Origin of the sequence: Pontibacter virosus (assembly GCF_003096355.1) — a bacterium.
GTDB lineage: Bacteria > Bacteroidota > Bacteroidia > Cytophagales > Hymenobacteraceae > Pontibacter > Pontibacter virosus.
The window spans coordinates 118,983-132,416 of record NZ_QEKI01000007.1 but is presented as its reverse complement, the minus strand read 5'-3'; the positions used below and the strand labels follow the sequence as shown (position 1 = coordinate 132,416).

General features: G+C 50.7%; 7 protein-coding genes. 2 read left to right on the top strand and 5 right to left on the bottom strand.

Translation table 11 applies throughout. The annotated features are described in order from the left end of the window. Positions 1 to 2,259 (bottom strand): ribonuclease R, encoded by a 2,259-nt coding sequence (gene rnr / locus C8E01_RS12580; protein ID WP_116543849.1) that lies wholly within the window; start codon positions 2,257 to 2,259, stop codon positions 1 to 3. A gap of 171 nt (positions 2,260 to 2,430) precedes the next feature. Continuing rightward, entirely contained in the window at positions 2,431 to 4,266 is a 1,836-nt protein-coding gene (locus C8E01_RS12575; protein ID WP_116543795.1) for an ABC transporter ATP-binding protein, read from the bottom strand. Between the two features lie 464 nt (positions 4,267 to 4,730). Between C8E01_RS12575 and C8E01_RS12565 the strand changes: the two genes are divergently transcribed. Continuing rightward, complete coding sequence (locus C8E01_RS12565) at positions 4,731 to 5,336, top strand: HAD family hydrolase (RefSeq protein ID WP_116543793.1); 606 nt, start codon at positions 4,731 to 4,733, stop codon at positions 5,334 to 5,336. 57 nt (positions 5,337 to 5,393) lie between these two features. Here the strand turns inward: C8E01_RS12565 and C8E01_RS12560 are convergent, their stop codons facing one another. From C8E01_RS12560 to C8E01_RS12550, 3 genes are all read right to left on the bottom strand, one after another. Further along, positions 5,394 to 6,014, bottom strand: a complete 621-nt coding sequence (locus C8E01_RS12560; RefSeq protein WP_116543792.1) for a lipoprotein signal peptidase — start codon at positions 6,012 to 6,014, stop codon at positions 5,394 to 5,396. An 86-nt stretch (positions 6,015 to 6,100) separates the two neighbouring features. Then, positions 6,101 to 9,454: an isoleucine--tRNA ligase gene (gene ileS / locus C8E01_RS12555; RefSeq protein ID WP_116543791.1), complete on the bottom strand. Its 3,354-nt coding sequence runs from the start codon at positions 9,452 to 9,454 to the stop codon at positions 6,101 to 6,103. A gap of 1,003 nt (positions 9,455 to 10,457) precedes the next feature. After that, entirely contained in the window at positions 10,458 to 11,960 is a 1,503-nt protein-coding gene (locus C8E01_RS12550; RefSeq protein ID WP_116543790.1) for a glycine--tRNA ligase, read from the bottom strand. 227 nt (positions 11,961 to 12,187) lie between these two features. Here C8E01_RS12550 and C8E01_RS12545 point away from each other — a divergent pair, with 227 nt between their 5' ends. Beyond that, positions 12,188 to 13,324 (top strand): hypothetical protein, encoded by a 1,137-nt coding sequence (locus tag C8E01_RS12545; RefSeq protein WP_116543789.1) that lies wholly within the window; start codon positions 12,188 to 12,190, stop codon positions 13,322 to 13,324. Positions 13,325 to 13,434 lie beyond the last annotated feature (110 nt).

Genomic DNA, 13,434 nt, shown 5'->3' with positions numbered 1-13,434 from the left:
TTAATTTCTTTTAAGGGTTTCCACCAGTTCCATGTCGATGGTGCGCTCGGCCATGTTGGCGCTCACAATCTCGACCATCACCTCGTCGCCAAAAGAGATAATGCGTTTCGACTGACGACCAATGATGCGGTAGTTGTTGGCGTCCAGCTCGTAGTAGTCGTCGTTCAGACTCGACAGGCGCACCATACCTTCGCACTTGTTCTCTTCAATCTCTACAAATATACCCCATTCTGTCACACCAGACACAATTCCTTTGTATTGGTTGCCGATGGTGTCCTTCATGAACTCCACCTGCTTGTACTTAATGGAAGCACGCTCGGCGTCGGCAGCCCTTTTCTCCATCTCAGAAGAATGGCGGCAGCGCTCCTCAAAAGCCTCTTTGTCTTCCGAAGTGCCACCGTCCAGGTAATGCTGCAACAGGCGGTGCGCCATCATATCCGGGTAACGACGAATCGGTGACGTGAAGTGCGAGTAGTGGTCGAAAGCCAAACCGAAGTGCCCCTCCGGCTCGGTGCTATATTTGGCCTTGGCCATCGTACGAATCGCCAGGTTCTGGAGCACGCTTTGCTCGGGCTTGCCCTCAATTTCATGGGTCAGGTTGTTAAGTTCTTCGGAGATGTCGCCATCCGGGTCTACTTTGTAGCCGAACTTGCGGGCGAAAATAGAGAACGTGCTCAACTTGTCAGGATCCGGGGAACCGTGGGTACGGTATACCATGGTCGGGCGCTTCTTGCCCTTGCCTAAGCCGTAGACAAACTCAGCCACCTTTTTGTTTGCCAGGAGCATGAATTCCTCGATCAGCTTGTGGGCGTCTTTGCGCACCTTCACATAAACAGAAAGCGGCTTGCCATTCTCATCCAAATTGAATTTCACCTCCGTTGTCTCGAAGCTGATAGCGCCATTTTTGAAGCGCTTCTCCTGCAGTTTCTTGGCGATGTTGTTCAGGATGTTGATCTCCTCGGCAAAGTCGCCCTCACCGGACTCAATGCGCTCCTGCGCATCTTCGTAGGAAAAGCGGCGGTCAGAATACGTAATCGTGCGGCCAAACCACTCGTTGTACAGTTTACCGTTATCATCCAGCTCAAAAACAGCAGAAAAAGTCAGCTTCTCTTCGTTCGGGCGAAGCGAGCAAAGGCCGTTAGAAAGGCGCTCCGGCAACATCGGGATGGTTCTATCCACAAGGTATACCGACGTGGCTCTGTGGAAAGCTTCCTTCTCGAGCAAGCTGCGGGGATGCACATAATGGGTAACATCGGCGATATGCACACCAATCTCCCAGTTACCGTTTTCGAGTTTTTGGATGGAAAGGGCGTCGTCAAAGTCTTTGGCGTCGGCAGGATCGATGGTAAAGGTGGTCACGTCACGCATGTCGCGGCGCTTGGCAATCTCACCGGCTGGTATCTTATCCGATATCTGCTCGGCTTCTTCTTCTACAGCCTCCGGGAACTCGAACGGCAGTCCGAACTCGGCCATGATGGAGTGAATTTCGGCCTCGTGCTCTCCGGCCGGGCCAAACACGCGAATCACTTCACCGGTTGGGTTCTTGCCTGGCTCTTTTGGCCATTCGATGATCTTTACCAGCACCTTGTCGCCTGACTGCGCGCCATTGAGGTTACGCTCGCCCACAAATACGTCGAAGTAGAGTCGCTTGAAGTCGGGCACCACAAAACCAAAGTTTTTGGTAAGCTCCATCAGGCCCACCAGTTCGGTGCGTGAACGCTCCAGTACCTCTACCACCATACCTTCGGCACGTCCTCCGTGCACGGTTGGCAGTACTTCCACTTTCACGAGATCACCATCCATGGCGTACTTCAAATGCTCGCGGAACACCCGCACGTCGTCTTCGGTCTCCTCCGACACAATGTAGGCATATTTGCTATTGGCCAGGTCTACACGGCCTGTGATGATGTTGACGCGCAGGTTGAGTTGGTATTTGTCGCCGTCTATCAACAGCAATTTATTCTCACGCACGAGGTTGTTGACAATAACCTGTAGCTCGTCGCGGCCTTTCTTATCTACCACACCTAATCGGCGGGTCATCTGGCGCTGGGTGAATACGGTGTCGGGGCTGCTGGAAAACATCTCCAGTACAATGCCTTTGGCTGAACGGTCTTTGCCGCCGCCTTTGCGGCCGTCGCCTCTGCGGGAGCCGCTACCTGCGGATGGTTCTCTTCTGGAAGACTCGCCTCTGCGGGAGCCGCCTTTTTCGTTGCGGCTGTCTTTGTCTCTGCCGCCTTTGCTTGGTCTTTTACTTCTCATGTATCTTGTTTCTATTGGCCGGTGCAGGTATGCCGCACCCCAGGCCATGCAATCATTGGTTGAAATAGTTTAGCCTCTATACGCCCACAAGGCAGACTAAGGTTAAAGCCAGATCAATTTCAGGTGAATTTATAGAGAAAAGTCTATATATAGGCTATACGCGTGGGTATATTAATCCTGGTACTGCGCTATACCTGATTTGAGCACTGACCGTTTCTCCTGTGCCGCTATAATAGCCTCGGGCTCACCGCTGGGTATAGCCTGCAGAAGCGAGCGGGTATACTCATGCTGCGGATTCTGGAAAAGTTGCGCCGGTATACCTTGTTCCACGATGCGGCCCTCGTGCATCACCAGAATGCGGTCGGCCATGTGCCTGGCAACAGCTAAGTCGTGGGTAATGAAAAGGAAGGTCATGTTGAAATCGCGCTTGAGCTCATTCAGTAAATTGAGCACCTGCGCCTGCACCGACACATCCAGCGCCGACACCGACTCATCGCAGATTAGCAGTTTCGGCTGCAAGGCTAAGGCCCGTGCAATGGCAATGCGCTGCCGCTGCCCGCCCGAAAAAGCCTGTGGATAACGTTGCGCATGGCCGGCATTAAGGCCCACCTTCTCAAGCAGTTCTACCATCTTTCCACGGCGTTCCTTATCGCTTCCATAGAGTTTATGCACACGCATGGGCTCCACAATGGCCTCCCCTACGGTGTGCATGGGGTTGAGCGAGGTATAGGGGTCCTGGAAGATCATCTGAAAATGGCGGCGGTTCCGACGCAGGGTTTCCGCGTTCATGCGGGCTATGTCGTTGCCTTCGAACAGCACGCTCCCCGCCGTTGGCTCCATCAGCCGCAGAATCGCCCGCCCCAGTGTCGTCTTGCCGCTCCCCGACTCTCCCACCAAGGCAATAGTCTCGCCGTGCTTCACCTCAAAGCTCACGCTGTCTACAGCTTTCACATGGCCAATGGTGCGGGAGAAAATCCCTTTTTTGATGGGGAAGTATACCTGCAAGTCCTGCACCTGCAGCAAGGGCGGCTTCTGGCTGTTGTCGCGCTGTTGCTTTATACCGGAGACTGTGCCCACATAGGCATTCACTACATCCACCAAAGAGGGTTCATACACCTGCGGCTTTTTCTCGCGGATTAAACCTTGCTCGTTTTCCTCCATGAAGTCGGCCACCGTTGGCAGTTTGACCTGCGGCTTGGTGCTCAACGTAGGTCGGCAGGCGAGTAAGCTTTTGGTATAAGGATGCTGCGGATTAGTGAAAATGTCAAGCACTTTGCCCTCCTCCACAATGCGCCCCTTATACATCACCAGCACGCGGTCAGCAACCTCGGCCACCACACCCAGGTCGTGACTGATGAACAGCACCGCCATGTTTTGCTTCACCCGCAGCTCGTCAATCAGCGAGAGCATGCGGGCCTGCACTGTCACATCCAACGCGGTGGTCGGTTCGTCGGCAATCAGGATAGCGGGTTCGCAGGCCATGGCCATGGCAATCATCACCCGTTGCTTCTGCCCGCCTGAAATCTGGTGTGGATAAGTATCGTAAATTTGCTCAGGCTGCGGGAGTCTGGCTTGTTCAAAAAGCTGTAACACACGTTCCTTAGCCTCCTTTTTGGAAATTTTGCGGTGCCACAAGAGCACTTCCGCCACTTGTTGTCCACAGGTATAGACAGGGTTGAGCGAAGACAACGGGTCCTGAAAAATCATGCCCATTTCATTGCCTCGGATCTGTTGCAAGTGCTTTTCTTTCAGTTGTAACAAGTCCACCGCTCCCAGCCGCTCCGACTGAAACTCTGCCCTCCCATTTACTTGTGCACTGGTATCGAGTAGTTGCATCAGCGACAGTGCCGTCACCGACTTACCTGAACCTGATTCCCCCACGATGGCCACCGCCTCACCCGCGTATACCACAAACGACACCTTGCCCACCGCTCGGACTATACCCTGGCGTGTGGAGAAAGTGGTTTCGAGATCCGTGACCTGCAGTATGGGCGTAGGTATAGACAAGGGTGATGGACTATGGTGCTTTGGTAAAAATAAGGGTTTTTACCACTCTTTGTTAGTGATTAACCTGAAAGACACATATTTTGGGTAGTCTATAATTTCACTCAAACCTGTGTGAGCATACCTATCCCATAACTCCAGGTCCTTGTTTAAGCTAATTCTGATATGCAGTACCGGCTTTTATATTCCTATAGCTTTTTTGATGGGCATTTTGGCCTGGCTTGACATTGTGCCGGCAACCATGAATGCACAACAGTATACTGGTTTCAAGGGGTTTGCTATTTCGATAGGCTTTATACCTGTCTTCATCATGATCTTAACCCTAGCCCACTGGGTTATGCTCGCGATAGGGCTCAAGTTTTTCAAAATAGGAGTTAAGCTTTATGATAGTGTATTATCGAAAAAGATGACATCACCCGAAAACTAAACTCGTAAAGCAAAATTCAATTCATATATCAAAGCTTACCATGAAAACAACCATCATCTGGGACCTCGGCGCCGTGTTGATCGACTGGAACCCGCATCACCTGTACCGCAAGATTTTCGATGACGAAGCAGAGATGCATCATTTCCTGGAGAACGTCTGCACCTTTGAGTGGAATGAAGAACAGGATGCCGGCCGCACGATTCAGGAAGCCAATGACTACCTGATTGCCAAACACCCGGAGCATGAAGAGAACATCAAAGCCTACTATGGTCGCTGGGAGGAAATGCTGGGCGGCCCAATTCATGATTCTGTAGAAATCTTACGTGAGATGAAGTCACGTGACGAGCACAAGTTGTACGCCCTCACCAACTGGTCGGCTGAACTATTTCCAATTGCCCTGGAGCGCTACGACTTCCTCGGCTGGTTCGACGGCATTGTTGTATCTGGCACTGAAAAAGATCGAAAGCCTAACCACAGCTTTTACCATACCTTGCTGAACAGGTACAACTTGCAGCCAACTGAAGTTCTGTTCATCGACGACAACCTCCGCAACATCAAAGCTGCTGAACAATTAGGTATAGAGTCAATTCATTTTAGATCTCCTGAGGAATTGAGAATGAAGCTTGAGCGAATGGGGATTTTATAAATAAAAAAGCGGCTGCTCCACATGGAACAGCCGCTTTCATTTTGTTGATACTATACCTTAGAACCCCTGTTGCTCAGCTGCTGGTTGCTTGGCCGGCTCGTCGTAATGGGCAAAGAAACGCTTCTGGTTGAATAGGATAATCAGCACCCCGATGAAAATAGCTGAATCTGCTACGTTGAAGATCGGCCAAAGCGACATGGGCTTACCGCCTAACAAGGGTATCCAGTTTGGAACGATACCTTCCCAGATATCAAAATAAAACATGTCGATTACCTGCCCATGAAACCAAGGCGTTGGCGAACCATACGGGTGATTATCAAACAACACACCATAGAACGTACTGTCGATCAGGTTGCCGATGGCCCCCCCCAGAATTAAGCCGATACACCAGATCAGACCTTTGGGCGCTTTCGTCTTCACCAGGTAGTAGATATAGTAGGCTATACCGAAAACTGCCACGAGTCTGAATAACGACAGCATCAACTTACCGTAATCGGAACCAAGCTCTACACCGAAAGCCATCCCTGGGTTTAGGGTATAGTGCAGCTTCAGCCAGTCGCCCAGTAGCACGATTTCGCCCGGCATACCCATTTCCATGTTGTAATGCACGATAAGCTTCACAGCTTGGTCTATGATGATGACGATCAGGGCCACCAGGTAGTACTTCCAATATTTCATGTTTCGTCAATTAGGCTGCAGGGACCTTATTCAGCCGCCGCAGGATAAAGGTATAGCCCCGGCTGTTTCCAGCCGGGGCTTTTTGTTTATGCTACTACCGCTTCGGTGCGAATACGGATGTTTACTTGGTAATCGTCCACCTCAAGGAGTGTGCCATCTACCACATTGTTAGTCAGTTCAAGGCTCAGGGCCTGTGTTTCGGCCTGTATGTAGTCGCGGAAGTTTTCCACAGCTGCATTCACCTCCTGCACCGATGCCTGCAGCACGATGTGTATCTTATCCTGCACCTCCAGGTTGCTGTCTTTGCGCAGGTTCTGGATACGATTCACCAGTTCGCGGGCGATACCTTCCTGTTTTAACTCTTCCGTAATGGTCACGTCGAGCGCCACGGTCAGTTTGCCTTCGCTGGCTACCAACCAGCCCGGGATGTCCTCCGAAGAGATTTCCACGTCCTCCGGCGTCAGCACGGCGGTTTCCTCGTCGCTGATTTGCAGCTCGATTCCTCCTTCACGCTCCAAGTGCGCGATATCCTCTTGGTTCATTTGCTGCACGGCAGCGGCCACCAGTTTCATCTTCGGACCGAAAACCTGACCGAGCTTCTTGAAGTTCGGCTTAATCTTCTTCACTAATATACCTGACGTATCGTCGATGTACTCCACGTGCTTGATGTTCACCTCACTCATGATCAGGTCTTCCACAGCCTGAATTTGCTGGCGTGTCTTGTCATTGAGCACAGGTATAAGAATGCGCTGCAATGGCTGACGCACCTTGATGAAGTGCTTCTTGCGCAGCGAGTGCACCAGCGACGAAATGGTCTGGGCCAGCGCCATGCGCTCTTCCAAATCCTTGTCGATGGCCGTGTGCTCTACCTCTGGGTAGTAGGCCAAATGTACCGATTCCTCTTTGTGCTTGCCGCTCACGGCATTCAGGTCGCGGTAGAGTTGCTCGGCGTAGAACGGCGCGATAGGTGAAGCCAGCTTGGCAATCGTCTCCAGACAGGTATAGAGTGTCTGGTAAGCGGCCATCTTGTCTTCGTTGTACTCACCTTTCCAGAAACGCTTGCGGTTCAGACGCACGTACCAGTTGCTCAGGTCGTCCACTACGAAGTCCTGTATCGCACGGGCGGCACGGGTTGGGTCGTAGTCTTCCAAGAAAGTATCAACGTCGGCAACCAGCGTGTTCAGCTTGGAAATAATCCAGCGGTCACTTTCTGTTCTGCGCTCCAGCGGCACTTCGTCCTCGGCAAAGGTGAAGTTGTCTAGGTTGGCATACAGTGCGAAGAAAGAGTAGGTGTTCTGCAGCGTTCCGAAGAAACGGCGCTGTGTCTCTACCACTCCCTCCGGGTTGAACTTCAGGTTGTCCCAAGGTGGCGCGTTGGCAATCATGTACCAGCGCACGGCATCCGGGCCGTACTTGCCAATCATCTCGAACGGGTCGATGGCGTTGCCGAGGCGCTTGCTCATCTTGTTGCCGTTCTTATCGAGCACCAGCCCGTTGGCGATGACGTTCTTGTAGGCCACACTGTCTTCCAGCATAACCGCCAGTGCATGCAGCGTAAAGAACCAACCGCGTGTCTGGTCAACACCCTCGGCGATGTAGTCGGCCGGGAAGTTCTGTTCGAATATTTCTTTGTTCTCCAGCGGGTAATGCCACTGTGCATAAGGCATGGCGCCCGAATCGAACCAAACGTCAATCAGGTCTGTCTCTCTGTGCATTGGCTTGCCTGAGTGGCTCACGAGCACGATGTTGTCCACATACGGACGGTGCAGGTCATTTATCTCCACGGCAGCGTCCATCATGCCAGCGTCCACGGCACGGTCTATCTCTTCGCTTAGTTGTGCGATAGAGCCAATGCAGATTTCCTCCTCGCCGTCTTCTGTTCTCCAGATAGGCAGCGGCGTACCCCAATAGCGCGAGCGCGACAGGTTCCAGTCCACCAAGTTCTCCAGCCAGTTGCCGAAACGGCCCGTACCTGTAGACTCCGGTTTCCAGTTAATCGTCTTGTTCAGCTCAATCAATCTGTCCTTTACCGCCGTGGTCTTGATGAACCAGCTGTCCAGTGGATAGTAAAGTACCGGCTTATCCGTACGCCAGCAATGCGGGTAGGTGTGCTCGTATTTCTCTACTTTAAAGGCTCTTCCCTCTTCTTTGAGTTTGATGGCAATCAGGACGTCGGTCGGCTTGTAGTCGGCGGCTGATTCGTCCTCGCCGGTGTAGTTCTTCACGTACATGCCGGCAAAGTCGGTCACCTCTTTCACGAAGCGGCCTTGCTTGTCCACCAGCGGCATTGGTTTCCCGTTTTCGTCCTCCACCAACAGCGCAGGGATGTCGTTCTGGGCAGCTACCCGGAAGTCATCCGCACCAAAGGTTGGCGAGATGTGCACGATACCCGTACCGTCTTCTGTGGTCACGAAGTCGCCTACCACCACACGGAAAGCGGGCTTGTCTGGCTGCACATACGGCATTAGCTGGTGATATTCCACGCCAGCCAAATCAGCACCTACAAACTCTTCTACTATCTTGTAAGGAATCAGCTTGTCGCCGGAGCTATAATCTGTCAGAGCCAAGTCAACTGCCTTCGGGTTGAAAAAGCGGCTCACCAGGTCTTTGGCGAGTATCACTGAAATCGGCTCGTAGGTATAGGGGTTGTAGGTACGCACTTTCACGTACTTAATGCCCTTGCCCACGGCTAGTGCTGTATTGGCAGGAAGCGTCCACGGGGTGGTTGTCCAAGCCAGGAAGAACACTTGCTCTTCCTCGTACTCAAACAAGAACATGTTACGGGTGATTTTCTTCACCTCGAACTGAGCCACGATGGTCGTGTCCTTCACCATCTTGTAGCAACCCGGCTGGTTGAGTTCGTGCGAGCTCAAGCCCGTACCCGCACCCGGTGAGTAAGGCTGGATGGTATAGCCTTTGTATAAAAAACCTTTGTCGTACAGGCGCTTCAACAGGGCCCAAATCGACTCAATATATTCGTTCTCGAACGTGATGTAGGGGTTGTCCAAGTCCACCCAGTAACCCATCTTCTCGGTCAGGTCGTCCCACTGGCTCTTGAAACGCATCACCGTTTCGCGGCAGCGCTGGTTGTACTCCTCTACCGTTATCTTCTTGCCGATATCCTCTTTCGTGATACCCAGCTCCTTCTCTACCTGCAGCTCTACGGGCAGACCGTGCGTGTCCCACCCGCCTTTGCGGTTCACCTGGAATCCTTTCAGGGTCTTGTAGCGGCAGAAAATGTCTTTCACGGCGCGGGCCATCACGTGGTGAATACCCGGCGTGCCGTTCGCCGATGGCGGACCTTCATAAAACACGAAAGGCTTGTGCCCCTCTCTTGTCGATACCGACCGCTGGAAGATGTTATGTTCTTTCCAGTATGCCAGTACGTCTTCGCCTACTTGCGCGTAGTTCAGGTTTTTGTATTCGTTATACTTTGCCATTTTCAGCACTTAATCTTCCGGTAATTCTTCGTCAAAATTCAAATCAGCTATCTCAGGCATAATCTTAGAGCCAGCACTGCCATTTGGCAAGATAGTCAGGTTTGATAACAGTACAATCTACACCGCCTGCCTTCCACCCAATATTGCCAGTTAAAACCCTGGCAATCTAATCAGGACAGGTAACCTAGAGCGCAGTAAAAAGTGACTTATTTTCACTCATTATGCTGTAAAGATTCAGTATAGGAGATCAATCGTCATAAATCCGATAGCCCTCTCTTTTTACTGTAATAAAGCCCTTCTTACTCCAGATTTTCCAGCTGTAATACAAAGGTAAGTATTTTTAAATTTTTGCTGCTTTCCATGTGGCAGCTTGCAGGACTTTTCTATCATCTTCTGCTATACCTATATCTTACAAGGTGCATTAAAACATCGTGCTTATGTCCGGTAAATGCTGTGGAATAATCGCCAGTAAAGTGGTTTTATAGAGCTGATTAACACTTTTCGGACAGATTTTACACAGCCTGGCCTTTTGCCTTTATCTATAAAAAGCTTTTAAACCCCCACATATCATTCGAAGAGGAGTTTGTCATAATCGCAAAAGCATTCACCATCTTCCTATACCTATTTAATTGCCAGCAACGAAGTATTGAAACCGAAGTACAGACCATTTATAATCTTGTCCAGAGATGTTGATCTTTGCAACAGGTATAAGTGGTGTTTTTTTAACTCTTAGAAACATATAATGCTGTTTATCAGATCAATAGCTATAAACTTCACTATTATTAGATACTGATTATCAACATTATCAAGCATTAAGCTTAACATAATAAAAGCACTTTCTTGTATTTTGAGACATTTTCAGAGGTGATTTAAGGTATAACTCTAACTAGTGGATGTTTCAAATAACTTTGCCTACCGCTAATAGCAGTCCAGGAACAGTTGGCCACAAAACAAAAACAGCCCGCGACTAGTGCCGCAGGCTGTTTTTATGAAGGGCTATACCTTAGGCTAGCTTCTCGAATATGCTCTTGAAGTTGACAGCTTTGTCAATGTAGCTGTGCAGCTCACTGATTGGCATACGCACCTGCTCACGGGAGTCACGGTCACGTACCGTTACCGTATTGTCCTCCAGCGTCTGGTGGTCTACAGCGATACAGAACGGTGTACCGATCAGGTCTTGACGAGTATAGCGCTTGCCAATAGAGTCACGCTCCTCGTAGATCGTGTTGAAGTCGTAGCGCAGTGCGTTGAAAATCTCGGTCGCTTTTTCTGGCAAACCGTCTTTCTTCGTCAGCGGCAGGATAGCGGCCTTAACTGGTGCCAGTGCCGGATGGAATTTCAGGAAGGTGCGTGTCTTTGTGGCGTCGCCTTCAGTAATTTCCTCTTCGGTATAAGCGCTGCAGAAGGTCATCAGGAACAGGCGGTCAGCGCCTACAGATGTTTCTACTACGTAAGGAATGTAGTTGCCGTATGGCTTGCCTTCCTCGTTCAGGTCGTTGTCGAAGTACTGCAGTTTCTTGCGGCTCAGCTCCTGGTGCTGTGTCAGGTCAAAGTCGGTGCGGGAGTGTATACCCTCCACTTCCTTGAAACCAAACGGGAACTTGAACTCGATGTCCACAGCGGCGTTGGCGTAGTGGGCCAGCTTCTCGTGGTCGTGGTAGCGGAGGCTATCGGCAGGTATACCAATGGCCTCGTGCCACTTCTTGCGGTTATCTTTCCAGGTGTTGTACCACTCCATCTCGGTGCCAGGGCGCACGAAGAACTGCATCTCCATCTGCTCAAACTCACGCATGCGGAAGATGAACTGACGGGCCACAATCTCGTTACGGAACGCCTTCCCAATCTGAGCGATACCGAACGGCACTTTCATGCGGCCGGTCTTCTGCACGTTCAGGAAATTCACGAATATACCCTGAGCCGTTTCGGGGCGCAGGTAAATGGTGCTCGAGTCTTCGGCTACGGAACCCACCTGCGTCGAAAACATCAAGTTGAACTGACGCACTTCGGTCCAGTTGGTAGTGCCGGAAATCGGGCATTTGATGTCTTCTTTAATGATCAGCTCACGAACGCCATCCAATTCCTCGGCTCCAAGCAGGCGGCCCATCTCCACGAGCAGCTCGCTGGCTTTGTCGTAGTGTCCGTCTGCTTCGTACTGGGCGGCTTTCTCTTCGATCAGCACGTCGGCGCGGTAGCGCTTCTTCGAGTCCTTGTTATCGATCATCGGGTCGTTGAAGCTGTCGATGTGACCGGATGCCTTCCAGGTGAGCGGGTGCATGAAGATGGAGGCGTCTATACCTACCACGTTCTGGTGCAGCTGCGTCATGGACTTCCACCACAGGTTCTTGAGGTTGTTCTTCAGCTCTACGCCCATCTGGCCGTAATCGTACACGGCTTGCAGGCCATCGTATATCTCACTTGACGGAAATACGAAGCCGTACTCCTTTGCGTGTGAGATGATATCTTTCAACTGTGCGTTTTCTACAGGGGTTTTCTCTTGTGTCGCCATGCTGCAAAGATAGGAGATTAAGGTGTGATTATGCCATAGCCCGTTTAGAGATTTTGAGTGTACCTGTTCTGCCATACCTGCTTTATAATAAGTCAGGTATAACCCTGAGCGCCAATACAGGTATAATTCTCCATCTGTTAATAATTTCTTAACATTGGACAACTCCACCTACCGCCTATTTTATGGTAACTTGCGTCGTTTTTTAAAAGCTCACCCAATTCTTTAAAATGGCTAAGACTAAAAAAAAGAAGAAACTTTCAGTTCCTACCCAGCCCTACAAGTTTAGAAAGCGCTTTAGTTTGCTTGATGTGCTGTTCAATAAGGAAAAGAAGTTTCTTTATTTTATCGCCTTCTCCTTTATTGTCGCCGGTATCGTTTACCCGTATGCATCCATCGCGATGTGGGTGGGCTTCCTGTTTGCTGCCTACTCGGCTATCGCCAATGACAGTATCCAGACCATCGGTACTTTCATCGTATCCAACGAAAAGCGCGCCTGGTACTGGCAGTGGCTCTTCATGGGGGCTATCTTTTTGGCAACCGTATTTTATAGCTGGTATATGTTCGATGGCGACGTAACCTACCAGCGTCTCTCCTCTAAGGGCTTTGACCAGACGCCTGATAACTTTGTGTTCCTGCAGTTGGCAGCCCCGATTATCCTCCTGCTCCTTACCCGTTTCCGTATACCTGTATCCACCACCTTCATGCTCCTGAGCGTGTTTACGGTAAGCTCAGGTGCCATTGTGGGTATGATAGAAAAGAGTTTGCTGGGCTATGTGGCAGCTTTTGGTTCAGCGCTTATCATATACCTTGCGCTATCCAAAGTCATTAAGCGTTTTGTGAAAGGCGAAGCACATGGCTTTTGGACAGTGGCTCAGTGGGTTGTATCGGGTTTTCTGTGGCACACATGGCTGGCGCAGGATTTGGCAAACGTAGCCGTATACCTGCCGCGTTCGCTTAACGTTTGGGAGTTCGTCGCGTTCGCTGGTTTTATTTTCCTGGGTATGGGCTTCCTTTTCTTCAAGAAAGGCGAGAAGATTCAGGAGATCATCAACGAGAAATCGGATGTGCGTGACGTACGCAGCGCCACTATCATTGACTTGATCTACGCTATCATTCTTTACTTCTTCAAAGAACTGAACAACATGCCAATGAGTACTACCTGGGTGTTCATTGGTTTGCTGGCGGGTCGCGAATTAGGTATGCGCATCAGAGCGCAGGAAGGTGGTGCAAAACTTGCCAAGACCTTTAGCCTGATTGGGCGGGATATCCTGTCTGTAACGATCGGTTTGGTGATCTCGGTGATCATGGCCATTGCCATCAACCCGGTTATTCAGCAAGAGATTTACAACTTCTTCTTCAACTAAGTTATAGCAGCTTTGCTATTGAAAAGGCCCGGTTTCAGCCGGGCCTTTTTTTGTGCCCTCTTGTGCACAGCCATACCTGAAATATGGCCTCCTATACCTGTGCCAGCTAT

Bases quoted from the DNA above. Each gene is read 5' to 3' on its own strand.
- C8E01_RS12560 (WP_116543792.1), bottom strand. From the start codon at position 6,014: ATGAAATATTGGAAGTACTACCTGGTGGCCCTGATCGTCATCATCATA.
- C8E01_RS12565 (WP_116543793.1), top strand. From the start codon at position 4,731: ATGAAAACAACCATCATCTGGGACCTCGGCGCCGTGTTGATCGACTGG.
- ileS (WP_116543791.1), bottom strand. From the start codon at position 9,454: ATGGCAAAGTATAACGAATACAAAAACCTGAACTACGCGCAAGTAGGC.
- rnr (WP_116543849.1), bottom strand. From the start codon at position 2,259: ATGAGAAGTAAAAGACCAAGCAAAGGCGGCAGAGACAAAGACAGCCGC.
- C8E01_RS12550 (WP_116543790.1), bottom strand. From the start codon at position 11,960: ATGGCGACACAAGAGAAAACCCCTGTAGAAAACGCACAGTTGAAAGAT.
- C8E01_RS12545 (WP_116543789.1), top strand. From the start codon at position 12,188: ATGGCTAAGACTAAAAAAAAGAAGAAACTTTCAGTTCCTACCCAGCCC.